This window comes from Intestinimonas butyriciproducens, from assembly GCF_016901775.1.
GTDB lineage: Bacteria > Bacillota > Clostridia > Oscillospirales > Butyricicoccaceae > Pseudobutyricicoccus.
On sequence record NZ_JACJKW010000012.1, the window covers coordinates 81889 to 97732 of the forward strand.

Below are 15844 nucleotides of genomic sequence, written 5' to 3' on the forward strand. Positions count from 1 at the left end.
GTTAGAAAAACAGCCGATGGAGGGAGAGCACCATACCGGCGCCGAGAGCGATGGCGGTGGCGATAAAGAGGGCCTCCACCAGTTTGGCCTGGCCAGCCAGAAGATCGCCGGCGATAATATCCCGCATGGAGTTGGTGATGGCCACGCCGGGCACCAGATTCATAATGGCGCCGATGACCATTTTGTCAATGTGGCTGGCTACACCGATCTCCACCCAGAACACCGCCAGAAAAGCGGTGACCGCGCTGGAAATGGTGTTGATGAAAAAGCCGTTGGTATGGAACAGATCCATGCCGTAGCCAATGAGCCGGATAGCCGCGCCCAGCGTCAGGGAGCAAAGGGCGTCCATCCGATTGCCGCCGAAAAACAGGGTAAAGCCGAAGGCGGCCAGAGCACAGGCAAACACCTGAACAGGAAGGGGATAGGCCGGCTGTGATACAATGGCTTTCAGCCGCCGCTCGATCTCATCAAAGGCGGGCCGTTCCTCTACAATATCAAAAGACAGGTCATTGAGCCGGTAGATCCGATCCAGATCGGTGGAGCGGCTGTAGATCCGTTTGGTTTTGGTAAGCGTTTTGCCCTCGGGAGGGTTGATGGTGACGATGATGGTGGTGGGGACGGCAAAAACATCCACCTCTTTGACCCCATAGGCCGCCACAATGCGCTGGATGGAATCTTCCACACGGTAGATCTCCGCTCCGTTTTTCAGAAGGGAAACTCCCACCCGGGTGGCAATGTCCAAAAGCTCCTGATAATCGATACGCTGCTCCATAGGCTCTCTCCTCCCTAAAAACCGGGTATAAAGGCTTTCTTCCCCGGTGTTTCCAACTGAAAATATTATACTGTATGGCTTTCCGAATGAAAAGACCGGAGATGTGGGAAAAAAGGGGAGGAGCATAAAAATATTTCATGTATTTTCACTAAGAATAAAAAAGTTTTAGAGTAAAGAGGATAAACTCCAAATTTTTTGTCGAGATTCTGAAGTATATAGCGAAACCCTGCGGCGCTTGAAAGCAAGGGGGGGCTATGCTATACTGAAACGAGAAAGAAGAAGGAAAAATCCCCCCCGGAAAAGGGGCCGCGTCCCGGGGAGGACGCATAGAGTATGTGAGGCATGAGCATTTAGCCAAGATGCAATAAAGGAGTGGATCGGCTATGAACAAAAGCTATCGGGTGGGCATTGTAGGCGGCACCGGCATGGTGGGCCAGCGCTTTGCCACACTGCTGGAAAATCATCCCTGGTTCCATGTGACCGCCATTGCCGCCTCTGGCCGCAGTGCGGGAAAGACCTATGCCCAGGCGGTGGAAGGCCGGTGGTTTATGGATACCCCCGTGCCGGCCAATATGCGGGATATCATTGTGAAAGATGCCCAGGATGTGGAAGGCATGAAGGCGGAAGTGGATTTCGTCTTTTGTGCCGTGGATATGAAAAAGGAGGAGATCCGGGCGCTGGAGGAGGCCTATGCCAAAGCCGAAGTGCCGGTGGTGTCCAACAACAGTGCCCACCGGGGTACTCCGGATGTGCCCATGGTCATTCCGGAGATCAATCCGGAGCATGCGGAGATCATCCATGCCCAGCGCCGCCGTCTGGGAACCCAGCGGGGGTTTGTGGCGGTGAAATCCAACTGCTCGCTGCAAAGCTATGTGCCTGCCATCCATCCCCTGATGAAGTATGGGGTGAAGGATGTGCTGGCCTGTACCTATCAGGCCATTTCCGGCGCTGGCAAGACCTTTGAGACCTGGCCGGAGATGCTGGACAATGTGAATCCCTATATCGGCGGGGAGGAGGAAAAGAGCGAGCAGGAGCCTCTCAAGATCTGGGGCCGGGTGGATGGAGACAAAATCGCCAATGCAACCTCTCCCTCCATCACTTCCCAGTGCATCCGGGTGCCGGTGTCCGACGGCCATCTGGCTGCGGTGTTCGTTCGCTTTGAAAATAAGCCCACCGTGGAGCAGATCCTGGAGGATTGGAAGAACTTTGCCGGTGAGCCCCAGCGGCTGAAGCTGCCCTCGGCTCCCAAGCAGTTCATCCACTATTTCACCGAGCCCGATCGTCCCCAGCCCCGTCTGGACCGGCAGCTGGAACATGGCATGGCGGTGTCGGTGGGGCGTCTGCGTCCCGACTGCCAGTATGACTATAAGTTCGTCTGCCTGTCCCACAACACTCTGCGGGGAGCGGCGGGCGGCGCCGTGCTGCTGGCCGAGCTTCTGTGTGCCCAGAACTACATCTGAAAAATGGAATAAACTGCGTCAAGGGAAAACCAGCCCGCCCCAGGGCGGGCTGTGCAGACTATGGAAAGGGGAGAAAGAAACATGAACAATGTGCAGAAACTCCTGGCGGAGGAAAAAGTCCAGAAGGCTCTGGATTATCTGAAACAGGATGCAGGCAATATCCTGAAGGAACAGCTGGAGATCGTCACCATTCCGGCCCCCTCCAATGACGAAGGAGAGCGGACGGAGGATTTTGCCCGCCGTCTGCGGGAAATGGGATATGAGCCCGTCATCGATAAAGTGGGCAATGTATATGTTAAAATTCCCGGCACTGATCCGGAAGCTCCCACTGTGATGGTGGCCGGGCATCTGGATACCGTTTTTCCCCGCACTTTGCCTTTGGAAGTGAAGGAGAAGGACGGCGTTTACCACTGCCCCGGCATCTGTGATGACACCCGGGCTCTGGCCGAAGTGCTCAGTCTGGCCCGGGCTTTCCAGGAGACCGGTTTGAAGCCCCGCGCCAATTTGCTGCTTTGCGGCAATGTGGGCGAAGAGGGCCTGGGCGATCTGCGGGGCACCAAGGAGCTGTTCCGCACTCTGCCCATCGATGCCTTTGTGTCCCTAGACCACTGGGGCGTGGAGGAGATTTTGCTGGATGCCACCGGCAGCAAGCGGTACAAGATCACCTACACCGCCGAAGGAGGCCACAGCTTTGGCGCTTTCGGCAAGCCCAATCCCATCCACGCCATGGGCCGGGCCATTGCCGCCATCTCGGAGCTTCACGGTCTGAAAGAGCCCAAGACCACCTTCAATGTGGGTGTGGTCTCCGGCGGCACTTCCATCAACTCCATTCCCTGCGAGACCCATATGCTGGTGGATATCCGCTCCAACAGCGCCCAGGAGCTGGAGAAGCTGGAAAGCACCATTCTGGATATGGCCCGTAAGGCCGCCCAGGAGGAGACCGATCACTGGAAGCATGAAGATCATGTGAATGTGATCATTGAGAAAATCGGCGACCGCCCGGCTGGTTCTCAGCCCCATGATGGCATCATGGCGGAGACCTTCTCCCAGGTGATGGAGGCCATGGGCAAGACCATGCACATCTCCGAGGCCGGCAGCACCGACTGCAATGTGCCGGTGAGCCTGGGTGTCCCCGCGGCTGTGCTGGGTTACGGCGGCACCGGCGGCAACTGCCACAACCCGGAGGAATGGTACCGGCCCGATCCCAATTACCCTGGCCCGGCCCATTCTCTGCTGATGCTTCTGGCCCTCACCGGTCTGGAGGGAGTCTGCGACGGTGTGATCGTCAAAAAGAAATAAAAACAACCGCCTGTTTTCCGGCGCCCGGGCACTCTGTCCGGGCGCCGGGCACAAAAGGATAAGGGAGGGACAGCATGAAGATCGGATTGATCCAGATGGGAGCCGGAATGGACAAGGAAGAAAACCTTCTCCGGGCGGCAGAATTTGTAAAGAAATGCAAGGAAAAGGAAGCGGATATCGCCGTGCTTCCGGAAATTTTCAACGGCCCTTATTCCAACGATTATTTCCGGCCGTATGCCGAGCCTGTAAAAGGAAAGAGCTGGCAGGCCTTGTCCTGTATGGCAAAGGACAATCAGCTGTGGCTGGTGGGCGGCTCCATCCCGGAGATCGATGAGGAGGGGAAGGTTTACAACACTTCCTTTGTGTTTGATCCGGAGGGACGCCAGGTGGCCCGCCACCGGAAAATGCATTTGTTTGACATCGATGTCAAGGGCGGCCAGAGTTTCAAAGAGTCGGATACCTTTACCGCCGGGGACGAAGTGACGGTATTTGACACCCCTTGGGGAAAAATCGGCCTTTGCATCTGTTTTGATTTCCGCTTCCCCGAGCTTTCCCGGCTGATGGTGCTGGGAGGGGCCCAGGTGCTGGTGGTGCCGGCGGCCTTTAATATGACCACAGGCCCGGCCCACTGGGAGCTTCTTTTCCGCCAGCGGGCAGTGGACGGCCAGTGCTACACCGTGGGTGCGGCTCCGGCCCGGGATGAAAAGGGCTGCTATGTGTCCTATGGCAATTCCATTGCCGTCTCCCCCTGGGGGGATGTTTTGTGGCGGGCCGGGGCGGAAGAAACTTTCCAGGTGGTGGAGCTGGATATGGAGCAGGTACAGCAGGTGCGTCAGCAGCTGCCGCTGCTTTCTGCCCGCCGGGAGGATGTATATCAGGTGCGTGAACTGAAATAGGAGGCGCCTATGGCCAGAAAGCTCTTTTGCCAGTGGGGCCCCTGGGCCTATCGCATCTCCCAGGAAAAGGAGATCCTTCGCCGGAAGATGAAAGACCTTTCCCAGGGTCCTTTTGCCAAGACAGTTCAGAAAGAACCATTGCCTCAGCTGATCTATGACCACAAATCCCTCATCCTCCGCCGGTTGGGGGATGTGGATATGGCTTTGCAGCAAAACAAAAAGGTAAATTTGACCCTGGCCGCTCCACGGGTGGATGGGATTCTGATCTATCCCGGGGAGACCTTTTCCTTTTGGCATCTGGTGGGCCGATGCACCCGACGCAAAGGCTATCAGACGGGCATGACCATCGGCAAGGGACAGGTAGGCCAGGGCGTGGGAGGCGGAATGTGCCAATTTACAAATCTCATCCATTTCATGGTGCTTCACAGCCCCTTGACCATTCTGGAGCATCACCATCATGACAGCATGGATCTGTTCCCCGATTTTGGCCGTCAGGTGCCCTTCGGGGTGGGAACTTCCATTGCCTATAATTACCTGGATTACCGGGTGCGAAACGACACCCGGCAGGTTTTTCAGCTGAAAGCCTTTATCGATGGGGAATATCTCCACGGCCAGCTGCGGTGCCAGGAGGCGCTGCCCTATTGCTGGCACCTCCGGGTGGAGGACGAGTATTTTGAAAAGGAAGGGGCGGAACTTTACCGCCATAATACCATTTATCGCCGGAAAGTGGACAAGAAAACAGGAAAGTATGAAGACACTCTTCTGATGCGCAACCGGGCCCGGGTGCTCTATGATCACAGTTATGTGCCCCAAAGCGCCATCCGGCAAAAGGAAGAAAGAGAGGACGAAAGCAAATGTTCCAGTACACAATAGGATTCATCGGCACAGGCAACATGGGATCGGCTCTGGTGCGGGCGGCTTGCAAAGGCATCGATCCCCAGCAGGTGGTGGTAACCAATCACACCCCGGCCAAGGCCCAGGCTCTGGCAAAAGAAGTGGGCTGCCAGGTGGTGCTCACCAATGAAGAGGTGGCCCGCCAGAGCAAATTCATCATGCTGGGGGTCAAACCCCATATTCTACCGGAAGTGCTGCGCCAGATCGCCCCGGTGGTGAAGGAATGCATGGATCAGGGAGAAGAAAAGGTTCTGGTTTCCATGGCTGCAGGGGTCACCATGGAGAGTATGTACCAGCATTTGGGCCTTTCTCAGCGCGTACCCATGCTGCGTATTATGCCCAATACCCCCGCGGCCATCGGCAAGGGCATGACCCTGGTTCATCCGGAATGCTGCAAGCCGGAACTGGTGGATGAGTTTGAAACCATCATGGCCCAGTCGGGCCGGTTTGACCGGATCGGTGAGAATCTGGCCGATGCGGCCGGAGCGGCTTCCGGCTGCGTGCCCGCCTTTGCCTATCTCTTTATGGAAGGTCTGGCCGATGGCGCTGTTATGGCCGGCGTGCCCCGGCAGAAGGCTATGACCTATGTGGCCCAGGCCGTGCTGGGCGCCGCTTCCCTGGTGCTCCAGAGCGGTCAGCATCCCGGTGCGCTGAAGGATGCTGTTTGCTCCCCCGGAGGCTCCACCATTGTGGGCGTCTCCAAACTGGAGGAAGGCGGCCTGCGCAGCGCCTGCATCCAGGCCGTGGCCGGGTCTGCGGAGAAAAACAAGAAGCTGGGCAAATAAGGGGCAAAAAGGGCTTCCTGCAAATCGGGAAGCCCTTTTTTGGTCAAAAGAAAGGAGCAGAACATGACAGAGGTGGTGGCAGCGCTGATCTGGGAAGGGGATCGGTTTCTCATCGGCCAGAGGCCGGAGCACAAAGCCCGGGGGCTTTTGTGGGAATTTGTAGGGGGAAAGACCGAGCCTGGGGAAAGTAAGGAGCAAGCACTGATCCGGGAGTGCCGGGAAGAGCTGGATGTGGAGATTCAGGTGGGGGATGTCTTTTTGGAGGTAACCCACGAGTATACCGATCTCACGGTGCATCTCACCTTGTTTCACGCTTCCATTGTCCGGGGAATCCCCCAAAAGCTGGAGCATCAGGATCTGCGGTGGATCACTCCGGCGGAGATCACAAATTACCCCTTCTGCCCTGCCGATCAGGTGATACTGGACAAACTGCGTCGGGAAGGAAAAGGATAATAGACAGACTGTCGAAAAACTGATCCAGTTGGAGAGAAATATGTGCCCTTCCCCTCATCAATCCGCAAAAAGCTGCGACCTGTGCGCAGCTTTTTGCACCTTTCAAGGGGCAAGTGTGCGCCAAAGCGTGCATGCAGCCCCTTGCAAAAACTCGAAAAAGTGGATTTTGCCACTTTTCCGATACGCAAAGCCCTGGCCGCACGGCCAGGGCTTTTGATCTATAGAACAGGAGGAAGTTATTTCTTTTGATAGCCGCACTTGGGGCAGATGCCTTTTTCATTCAGGGCGATGCCGCACAGGGGGCAGCGGTCGATCTGGTTCTTGGTGACAAATTCCGCAGAAGCGGCATTGACACCGCTGGTGAAGGTGATCTTGGCGATATTCAGCTTGTCCTTCAGCAGATCATAAACGATTTTGATCATGCCTTCCACCGTCAGGGTCTCCTTGGTGACCACCAGGCGGCATTCGGGGTAGGCCTTGGCCAGCTCGGTCTGGAAAGCGGGGCCTTTCATCTGGTTCTGGGGAGCGCCGTTGCGGATGCCCTGGTCCTCATACACCTGGAGAACAGCGGGGAGCAAAGGATCGTCTTCCCGCAGGATGAGAGCGTGGTCAAAGTTCTTCAGCACTTCCCAGGCGGTCTTTTGAATTTCGTTGCAGGGGAAAACCATGTTGACCCCAGGTTCGATGGTGTCTTCTACCTCGATGGTCAGAACACCGGTGTGGCCGTGGAGATATTGGGCCTCTCCCTTGAAGCCGTAAAAACGATGGGCGTATTGCAGATCCAGTGTGGTGATGCTTCGCATAGCATTGTCCTCCTTGTAAATGAATTTCCAGGAAGTCCTGAAGAAATAAGAATTAGAATTATTCTATTTCTAATATACACAAGGAATCCCCCATTGTCAAGAATTTTTTGGACAAAAAAATCCCCTCACCGGCGGTGAGGGGATTTTCAAAATCATGATACAGAGGTTTTTTCGCCCTGAAGGCGAGCGGCTCGCCCATCGGAGATCACATCGATCACTCGTTTTTTCTGGAAAATAGCCATGTTGATCAGAATACGCACGATCTGATCCAGGGCAATGGCGATCCAGATAAAAGACAGATCCAGGTGAAGAAGTTTGCCGCAGATCACGGCCATAGGCACACGCACACACCAGATGCCCACAAAAGACACCGTCATGGGCACATTCCGGTAGCCCGCCGAGCGGATGGTGCCGTTATAGACCTTGGCCAGGTCCTGAGGGATCTGGGCGAAGCCCATGATGAACACATAGACCTGGCCCAGGGCCTGGATCTCCCCTTTGTCGGTGAGCAATGTCATAAAGCCGCCGGCAAAGGTAAAGAGGGCCACGCTGGCAAAGACGCCGGTGAAGAAGGAGAACTTCCGCATCTGTTTGAAGTACAGCCGGTACAGGGCATCGTCATTCATGCCGATGGCCCGGGCCGCCAGGGCGGTGGATGCCGTGACAAAGCCGATGCCCGGCATTTCGCAGATGGTCTCGGCCTGAAGTCCCAGGTTGTAAGCGGCGAAAGCGGCGCTGCCGTAGCCCAGGATCACATTGCTCAGCACAATGGCCGAAAGCTGCCAGAATACATTTTCACAGGCGGCAGGGATGCCGGTTTTATAGATCTGGGCCAGCACATGTTTGTCCAGAGAGAAAAAGGACTGGTTGTGGATTTCATGGCTGAAATAGCCTTTGGGGGCATAGAGAAGAAAAAGGCCGGTGAGTCCGCCTGTCATCCAGGAGCAAAGGGTGCTGATGGCAGCGCCGGTAAGCCCCAGGGCCGGAAGAGGGCCAGGGCCGAAGATCAGCAAAAAGCCCAGGACGATATTGACCCCATTCATCAAAAAGGCGATGTACATAGGGGTTTTGGTGTTGCCGTGGCCGTTGAAGGCGGCGGCGTTCAGACTGGACAGGGCCATAAAGGGCACAGCGAAAATGGCGATGCGGGCAAAGCCCCGGGCGGTATCCAGCAAAGCCTGATCCTGGGTAAAGAGATGAAGGATCGGGTCAAGGAAAATCAATGTGCCCAGCACACAAAGCAGGGAGACGGGGATGACCGTCACATAGGCCTGCTCCACCGTACGCCGGCATTGATCCCATCGCTGCTGGCCATAGCGCAGGGCCACAATGACCGTAGCGCCGATGCCGATGCCTTTGAAGAGAGCCCAGAAGGTGTTGATGATTCGGTTGCCCACACCCTGAGCGGCAATGTCATCGGCCATCAGCCGTCCGATCATGGCCGTGGTCACCAGTCCGGCAGACATCTGGAGCATATTCTCAATGATAATCGGCAGTACCATTTTGAAAATATCCCGGTTGACTTGCTTTTTGTCCATCTTCCCCATCCTTCCCTTTTTGATGGGGGAGCGGCAGCTCCCTTGCCCCCATACTAACACACCCCTTCACAGCGCCGCAAGAGGGGGCAAAAACCAGCACAATCCAGTTGTTTCATTTTCGCAACTTTTTCACAGGATATCCTCTGGTTTTGCAGGAACTTTACAAAAAAAACACCGGGGAAAAATTTTTTTCCCCGGTGCGGTTTTCCCCCAGGCAGGAGTCTGCAAGGGGAGAGGTGTATTTACTTGAGCATTTCGCTGTGGTTGACCACCTGCTCGTTATAGAGGAAGAGCACATCTTTGCCGGCAAAGTCCACATACTGGGGCAGGAAGGAGCTCATCATATAGCGCAGATCCACCAGCGTAACGGTCTTGTACTGCTCCACCAGCAGGGGAGCCAGGCTGCAGGAATAGGAATCCCGGAAGATCACCAGCTCCTTATCCAAGGTGGCGTTGGGGTTTTCCAGCGTTACCAGGGGCGTGGGGCCGGAGAGGAACACATCGTAGGGGGAGTCTCCCTCCAGAGCGGCCACATCGTAAATGGCAGCGGGAGCGGTCTCATCCCAGTTATCCACCTTGACCTGCTCCATGGCGGCGGAGGTGAGATAGGTCAGGGTCTCGGTGGGGAAGCCATCCTTGCCCTGGCCGTGCTGGCCGGTGATGCCTTCGATGGTGGTGTTCTGGGTGAAGGTAGACAGGTCAACAGAGAAGCCCATCACATTGCCCAGAGCATCCACCACATCCTGCAGGCATTCCTGGCGCCAGTGGGGATCGGTCTTGTAGTAGTCCTCCAGCTGAAGTGCGCCGAACAGGTCGATATACTGAGCGCTCTTCACATTCTCGCCCAGAATGGACTTCATCTGGTCATAGTCAAAGGAGGTCTCCAGCTTGTCATTGACAAAATAGGATTTGCTGGGGATGACGGAATAGTACAGGTTGGCCGCTTCTTTCAGCTGATCGGCAGCCAGGTTTTCGATCTTCGCGGCAAAATTTTTCACCGAATCGGGCCGCAGAGTGCCGATATCATCCATGTAATAGTCCTCATACTGGATCAGGCCGTTGGCGTCCGGTGTGAGTTTGGGGGAAAGGTCCAGCTTCATGAAGCTGTCGGCGATCTGCTGGGGGATATCGGGGTTGATGACCATCAGGATCAGGTTGCCCTGGTTGGCCATGACGATGTCCTCGCGCTCCACGCCCACGCAGATCCACTTCCGGGGATTCACCGAAGTGCGGATTTCTTCTTTCAGAGCTTCCACATCCACGCCGTCCTTGGCCCGCACCAGGCACACCGAGTGGGGGATAGAGCCAATGGCCGCTTCCGAAGCCACCGCTTCAGAAACCTGGGACAGATCTTTCAGGCCCAGGAAGTATTCGGCGGTCTCATCGGTGATGGGGGTGGTGGTCACCATAGGAATGGCATCGGGATCTTCCAGACCGGCATAGGTGCGTTCAATGATCCCTTCCAGGGAATCGGCATCGTGAACCAGGCCCAGGGAATCCAGCAGCTTGACGCTTTCCGCCCGGGTGATGTTGGCCAGAGGACGGAGGGTGCCGTCGGGATAGCCGCCCAGATAGCCTTCTTCCACAAAACCGGCCACAGAGGACTGGGCATAAGCGGCCACCTGCTCTCCATCAGAGAACTTGTCCAGCACATCGGCGTTTGCCGAGGTGATGCGGAAAGCACGCCCGGCCATGGTCATGGCATCCTGGCGGGTGATATTCTGGGAGGGACGGAAGGAAGTATCTTCCGAAACGACGCCATAGGCCAGCAGTTTGGTGACAGCGGCATAGTACCAATCTCCTTCCTTCACATCGGAGAAGGGGCTTTCGGGAGTTTCGGCCGCCGGAGAGAGCAGGTTGGCCAGAATGTTGGCAAATTCCGCCCGGGTGATGTTGTTGTCGGGACGGAAAGTGCCGTCCTCATAGCCGCCCAGTTTGCCGGCTTCCACCCAGCGGGAGATATTCTCCTCAGCCCAGTGGCCCTGGATGTCGCTGAAGGAAGCGGCGGAAACGGCGCTCCACAGCATGGTAAGGGAAAGGGCTGCGGCCGCAGGCCGGGCCAGGTAATGCTTTTTGTTCATGGGATACAGTCTCCTTTCGGTCTCATAGAGGTTCGTGCCTTCTTTAGACGAAGGGGAGAGGGAAAAGTTCCCGTCCTGCAAAAGAAAAAAGCGAGACATTTTGTCTCGCTTTTTGATAAACGATAAAATTTACAGAGCAGCCTTGGCCTTTTCCACCAGGGAGGTGAAAGCAGCCATATCGGACACAGCCAGCTCGGCCAGCATCTTCCGGTTCAGACCGATACCAGCCTTCTTCAGGCCGTTCATGAAGCGGGAATAGTTGATGCCGTTCTGGGCACAAGCCGCAGAGATACGGGTGATCCACAGTCTTCTGAAGTCGCGCTTTTTCAGCTTTCTGCCCACATAGGCATACTTCAGGGACTTCATCACCTGCTGATTGGCAACCTTGTAATGGTTCTTTTTATTGCCCCAGTAGCCTTTCGCCAGCTTGAGGGTCTTTTTTCTTCTTTTGCGCGTCATCATCGCGCCTTTTACTCTAGCCATTGTATTTCAGCCTCCTGTGTATGCTTTGTTTAGTTGTAGGGCAGCAGACGCTTGATCTGAGCGGCCTTGGTGGAATCCACATAGTCAGCCTTGCGCAGCTGGCGTCTTCTCTTGGCGGTATAGCCATGGCCATTGTTGAAATGGCGTCTGTTGATGGAACCGTGCTTGATTTTGCCGGACTTGGTCAGCTTAAATCTTTTTTTGGCGCCTGTATGAGTTTTGATCTTCGGCATAGCTTTTGAAACTCCTCTCTTAAAACAAACGGCACAGCCGTTATGGTTTTTTCTTGACGGGGGCCAGGAACATGATCATCTGGCGGCCCTCCAGCTTGGGCTCTTTTTCCACATTGCCCACTTCCTTGCAGGTTTCGGCGAACTTCTTCAGCAGATCCATACCGATCTGGGTGTGAGCCATTTCACGGCCGCGGAAGCGGACGGTGACCTTCACCTTGTCGCCGCCGGTGAGGAACTTGGTGGCGTTGCGGGCTTTTACCTCGAAATCATGCACATCGATCTTCGGAGAAAAGCGGATCTCTTTGACTTCCACAATGCGCTGATTTTTCTTGGCTTCCTTCTCTTTTTTAGCCTGCTCAAAGCGGAACTTGCCATAGTCCATGATCTTGCAGACGGGGGGATTGGCCTTGGGGGAGATGTTCACCAGGTCGAGTCCCTTTTCTTCGGCGGCTTCCAGCGCCTTCTGGAGGGACATGATCCCCAGCTGCTGGCCCTCGCTGTCGATCAGCCGGACTTCCTTTTCCCGGATTTCCTCGTTGATTTGATGTTCCATGATGCTAATGTAAAAGCACCTCCTTGAAAATGAAAAAAGCTCAGGCGCAAAGCGACCGCCTAAGCTACAAAAACCGCTCTTTCCCCAAAAAGAAAAGAGAAATCCAGTCTTAACCCTTTCTGTCAGCCATGAGGGTGAGGGCGGTCAGCCCTGCTTTGTTTTACCAAAGATAGTATACCAGCGAAATCTTTTTGTGTCAACTCTTTTTCTTTGCCCTGATTGTGGTATAATAATAAAAACGAAAGATAAAAACAAAACCGAAAGGAAAAGCCGGATCTTCCGGCGGGATAGATGCTTTATGAGCACATTGAGCCAAAACCAAGACGGCTACGGCAATGATTTTCTCACCCTCACCGATGATGAGGGCAATCAGCTGGAGCTGGAGCACTTGGACACTCTGGAATATGAAGGAGAGACCTATATGGCCTTCATCCCGGCCGAGATGTCTCTCTCTGATGAATACGAACTGATGATCCTGCGGGTGGAGCCCGATGAGCAGACAGGAGAAGAGATCCTGGCCACCGTGGAAGAGGAAGACCTGCTGGAAAAGGTGTTTGAGATCTTCTCCCAGCGTCTGGAGGATTATTACGAAGAGCTGGAGGAAGAAGAAGCCCGGAAAGAGGGATATTGATCTTCTTATCTCCATATCATAAGATTTGCCGCCCCTTTTGCGCTGGCGGCGCCGGATCCATTTTAACCCACAAAGTAACGAAACGGGACCGCGTATTTCGCTGCGGATTGCAGGCCTCCCGCCCTCTTCGGAGAGTCGGAAGTTGGAAGCGCTGAAACAGCGAAGAGCGGACCCACCTGCGGAAAGAGCAGGTTACTACGGGTCCGGTGTCGCCAGGGCAAAAGGGGCTTTTTTATTGCATTCCATGGGAAGATCCAGTGTCCTTTCCCAAAGGGAAACAGCCCCATTCCTTCAGTTTCAAAGCGGTGAGCACCACCACCGGCAGAATGAACATGCCGGCAAGACCTGCGATCCGGAAGCCAAAATAGATGCACAGCAATGTGACAAAGGGGTCAAGGCCCAGCTGGGCTCCCACGATGCGGGGCTCCAGGAGGCTGCGTGCCAGAAGCATCACTGCGTAAAGCAGCCCCAGTCCCAGGGCCAGGCCCTTTTGCCCCAGGAGCAAGGAAAAGAAAGCCCAGGGCAGCAGTATGGTACCTGCGCCCAGAATGGGCAGGGCGTCAATGAGGGCGGTGAGCAAGGCCAAAAGCCCGGCATAGGGCAGCTTTAAAAGGAAGAATCCTACCGAAAGCTCACAGAAGGTGATGCAGATGAGGATGCACTGGGCCCGCAGCCACTTTCCCATGCTTTCATAGAGAAAGGAGCGCAGCTGCCGGCATAGCTGTGTGCCCTTTTCCCCCAGGCATCGGGCCAGAAAGCCGGAGATCCGGTGCTGTTCGCCGCTCATAAAATAGGTGCCCAGCAGGATAAATGCCAGGGTAAGAAGCGCCGAAGGCAGGCCGGTGGCTGCCGATCCCAGGGTGCTCAGAATCTGGGTCACATCCACAGAGGGCGGTTTGATCTGGGCCAGAAGGGTTTCAAAGGATAAGAGGGCCGGGTCGATGAAGGAGAGATGCCACCGGGCAGCCCATTGCCCCAGAGCCTGATTGGCCTGCTCCAGCTTTTGGGGCAGATCTTCCAGATAGATGGGAAGGGCCTGGAAAAGGGCCAGGGCTTCCATAAAAAGGCGGGACAGCACAAAATAAACACTTAATCCCAGAATCCCTGCGGCGAGAATGGTGCAAAGGAAGGCCGCCATATTCCGGGGAAGCCGGCATTTTTGCTGAAGGAAAGCCACCGGCTTCTGGATCAGACGGGAGAGGAGATAGGCGATGGCCAGCGGCAGTACCCAGTCGAAGAAATAGCGGAAAAACAGCCACACTCCTCCGGCGATGAGCAGAAGATAGATCAGCTTGAGCAGCAGGTCAATGGCTCGGTTTTCATGCAGATGCACAGGGTTTCACTCCTTTTATGGGACAATGGGCAAAAGTCTCTCAGGCAGCTTTAAAAATATTATGTAACATTGCTCTTTAAAAAAACAGAAAGCCCCTTTAAAATGTGGAGAGGAAGAGCGGCCCTTTGGCACGGGGGCTCATATACTGGTAATGAATCGGCAGGCCGGAGCATAGGCTTTGGCCCGCGCCTCAGATATTGGAGGACGATAGCGTGTCTTTGATGGTATTGAAATTCGGCGGCACCTCGGTGGGGAGCAAAGAGCGCCTGTTCCATGCGGCCGCCATTGCGAAAAAAAATTGGCAGCAGGGACATCAGGTGGTGGTAGTGGTCTCCGCCCAGGGAGATACCACCGATGAACTGTTGGAAAAAGCGGCGGAGATCGGCCGCGATCTGCCGCCCCGGGAGATGGATATGCTCCTTGCCACCGGGGAGCAGATTTCCATTGCCCTGCTCGCCATGGCCCTTCATCAGCTGGGATGCCCGGCGGTGTCCCTCACCGGCTGGCAGGCCGGCGTGCGCACCGACAGCCAGCACACCGTGGCCCGGGTGCGGTTTGTGGAGAATGCCCGGCTGAAAGAAGAGATGGAAAAGGGAAAGATCGTGGTAGTGGCCGGTTTTCAGGGGCTGGATGAACAAAAGGATATCACCACCATCGGCCGGGGCGGTTCAGACACTACGGCAGTGGCTCTGGCCGCCGCATTGGGTGCAGAAAAATGCATCATTTATACCGATGTGGATGGGGTCTATACCGCCGATCCCCGGATGGTGGAAGGGGCCAGGAAACTGGATGACATCACTTATGACGAGATGCTGGAACTGGCGTCCATGGGAGCACAGGTGCTTCACAACCGGTCGGTGGAAATGGCCAAACGCCACGGTGTGCCTTTGGAGGTGCGCTCCAGCTTTACCGATGCGCCGGGAACGGTAGTAAAGGAGGAGACCATGGAACGGAGAACAGTCAGCGGCATTGCCCGGGATCTGGATGTGGCGGTCATCAGCCTGACCGGCACCGCCGATGTGCCCGGCATTGCCTATCAGATTTTTGACCGTCTGGCCAAGGAAAAAATCAGCGTGGATATGATCGTTCAGTCTGCCGGGGAAAACGGGTGCAAACATATCTGCTTCACCGTGGAGAAGCGTCAGGGTGAGCGGGCGCTGTCCATCATCCGGGAGCAGAAGGATGTGGAATACGCCAGCCTGTCCATGGACCCGGAGGTGAGCAAGATCTCCATTGTGGGAGCCGGTATGGCAGGCAGCAGCGGCGTAGCTTCCGATATGTTCCAGGCTTTGTATGAAGCGGGGATCAATATTATGTTCATCGCCACCAGCGAGATCAAGGTGTCGGTGATCATCCGAAGCCAGGATGCCCAGCGGGCCATGCAAGCACTACATGATAAATTTTTCGGTGAAAAGGACAGCATGGCCCGCTGACGGGCCCTCGGGCCCGTGCCCATTGGGCGTATGATCCCTTCGGCTTTGCCGGAGGGATCTATTCAAATGGGGCCCCCATGGGAGCCAGGCTCCCATGGGGAAAGCATGCAGGCACTACATGATAAATTTTTCGGTGAAAAGGACAGCATGGCCCGCTAACGGGCCCACGGGCCCGTGCCCATTGGGCGTATGATCCC

General features: G+C 55.6%; 16 protein-coding genes and 1 other RNA gene. 9 read left to right on the forward strand and 8 right to left on the reverse strand.

Annotated elements, in window-relative coordinates:
* Nucleotide 1 precedes the first annotated feature (1 nt).
* The gene (locus H6A25_RS07885; RefSeq protein ID WP_204751418.1) at nt 2–772 is read right to left on the reverse strand and encodes a threonine/serine exporter family protein; all 771 of its coding nucleotides are present in this window, start codon (nt 770–772) and stop codon (nt 2–4) included.
* A gap of 383 nt (nt 773–1155) precedes the next feature.
* On the opposite strand from H6A25_RS07885, the gene asd reads away from it, so the two are divergent.
* The 6 genes from asd (at nt 1156) to H6A25_RS07915 (ending at nt 6559) form a co-directional block, all read left to right on the forward strand.
* Nucleotides 1156–2232: an aspartate-semialdehyde dehydrogenase gene (gene asd / locus H6A25_RS07890; protein ID WP_204751419.1), complete on the forward strand. Its 1077-nt coding sequence runs from the start codon at nt 1156–1158 to the stop codon at nt 2230–2232.
* Between the two features lie 81 nt (nt 2233–2313).
* Nucleotides 2314–3531 (forward strand): M20/M25/M40 family metallo-hydrolase, encoded by a 1218-nt coding sequence (locus tag H6A25_RS07895; RefSeq protein WP_204751420.1) that lies wholly within the window; start codon nt 2314–2316, stop codon nt 3529–3531.
* Between the two features lie 74 nt (nt 3532–3605).
* Nucleotides 3606–4427 (forward strand): carbon-nitrogen hydrolase family protein, encoded by an 822-nt coding sequence (locus H6A25_RS07900; RefSeq protein WP_204751421.1) that lies wholly within the window; start codon nt 3606–3608, stop codon nt 4425–4427.
* A 9-nt stretch (nt 4428–4436) separates the two neighbouring features.
* Nucleotides 4437–5300, forward strand: a complete 864-nt coding sequence (locus tag H6A25_RS07905; protein ID WP_204751422.1) for a VanW family protein — start codon at nt 4437–4439, stop codon at nt 5298–5300.
* The gene (gene proC / locus H6A25_RS07910) at nt 5282–6106 is read left to right on the forward strand and encodes a pyrroline-5-carboxylate reductase (RefSeq protein ID WP_204751423.1); all 825 of its coding nucleotides are present in this window, start codon (nt 5282–5284) and stop codon (nt 6104–6106) included. The genes H6A25_RS07905 and proC overlap by 19 nt, the downstream gene beginning before the upstream one ends.
* 63 nt (nt 6107–6169) lie before the next feature.
* Entirely contained in the window at nt 6170–6559 is a 390-nt protein-coding gene (locus H6A25_RS07915) for a (deoxy)nucleoside triphosphate pyrophosphohydrolase (RefSeq protein WP_204751438.1), read from the forward strand.
* A 236-nt stretch (nt 6560–6795) separates the two neighbouring features.
* Here the strand turns inward: H6A25_RS07915 and H6A25_RS07920 are convergent, their stop codons facing one another.
* The 6 genes from H6A25_RS07920 to infC form a co-directional block, all read right to left on the reverse strand.
* Nucleotides 6796–7362, reverse strand: a complete 567-nt coding sequence (locus H6A25_RS07920) for a 6-carboxytetrahydropterin synthase (RefSeq protein WP_204751424.1) — start codon at nt 7360–7362, stop codon at nt 6796–6798.
* A 152-nt stretch (nt 7363–7514) separates the two neighbouring features.
* A complete protein-coding gene (locus H6A25_RS07925) occupies nt 7515–8900 on the reverse strand; it encodes an MATE family efflux transporter (protein WP_204751425.1) in 1386 nt (461 codons plus the stop codon).
* Between the two features lie 242 nt (nt 8901–9142).
* Nucleotides 9143–10981: a DHHW family protein gene (locus H6A25_RS07930; protein WP_204751426.1), complete on the reverse strand. Its 1839-nt coding sequence runs from the start codon at nt 10979–10981 to the stop codon at nt 9143–9145.
* Nucleotides 10982–11110: 129 nt separating this feature from the next.
* A complete protein-coding gene (gene rplT, locus H6A25_RS07935; RefSeq protein WP_204751427.1) occupies nt 11111–11464 on the reverse strand; it encodes a 50S ribosomal protein L20 in 354 nt (117 codons plus the stop codon).
* A 29-nt stretch (nt 11465–11493) separates the two neighbouring features.
* Nucleotides 11494–11697, reverse strand: a complete 204-nt coding sequence (gene rpmI / locus H6A25_RS07940) for a 50S ribosomal protein L35 (RefSeq protein ID WP_118427757.1) — start codon at nt 11695–11697, stop codon at nt 11494–11496.
* A gap of 40 nt (nt 11698–11737) precedes the next feature.
* Nucleotides 11738–12250, reverse strand: a complete 513-nt coding sequence (gene infC, locus H6A25_RS07945) for a translation initiation factor IF-3 (protein ID WP_204751428.1) — start codon at nt 12248–12250, stop codon at nt 11738–11740.
* A gap of 298 nt (nt 12251–12548) precedes the next feature.
* Here infC and H6A25_RS07950 point away from each other — a divergent pair, with 298 nt between their 5' ends.
* The gene (locus tag H6A25_RS07950; protein WP_204751429.1) at nt 12549–12881 is read left to right on the forward strand and encodes a DUF1292 domain-containing protein; all 333 of its coding nucleotides are present in this window, start codon (nt 12549–12551) and stop codon (nt 12879–12881) included.
* 26 nt (nt 12882–12907) lie between these two features.
* Nucleotides 12908–13114: non-coding RNA, 6S RNA (gene ssrS / locus H6A25_RS07955), on the forward strand.
* Here ssrS and ytvI read toward each other — a convergent pair.
* Nucleotides 13114–14214, reverse strand: coding sequence for a sporulation integral membrane protein YtvI (gene ytvI / locus H6A25_RS07960; RefSeq protein ID WP_204751430.1), 1101 nt, complete (start codon nt 14212–14214; stop codon nt 13114–13116). The two genes, ssrS and ytvI, sit on opposite strands and share 1 nt — an antisense overlap.
* 212 nt (nt 14215–14426) lie before the next feature.
* Here ytvI and H6A25_RS07965 point away from each other — a divergent pair, with 212 nt between their 5' ends.
* Nucleotides 14427–15647 (forward strand): aspartate kinase, encoded by a 1221-nt coding sequence (locus H6A25_RS07965; RefSeq protein ID WP_204751431.1) that lies wholly within the window; start codon nt 14427–14429, stop codon nt 15645–15647.
* The last annotated feature ends 197 nt before the right edge of the window (nt 15648–15844 follow it).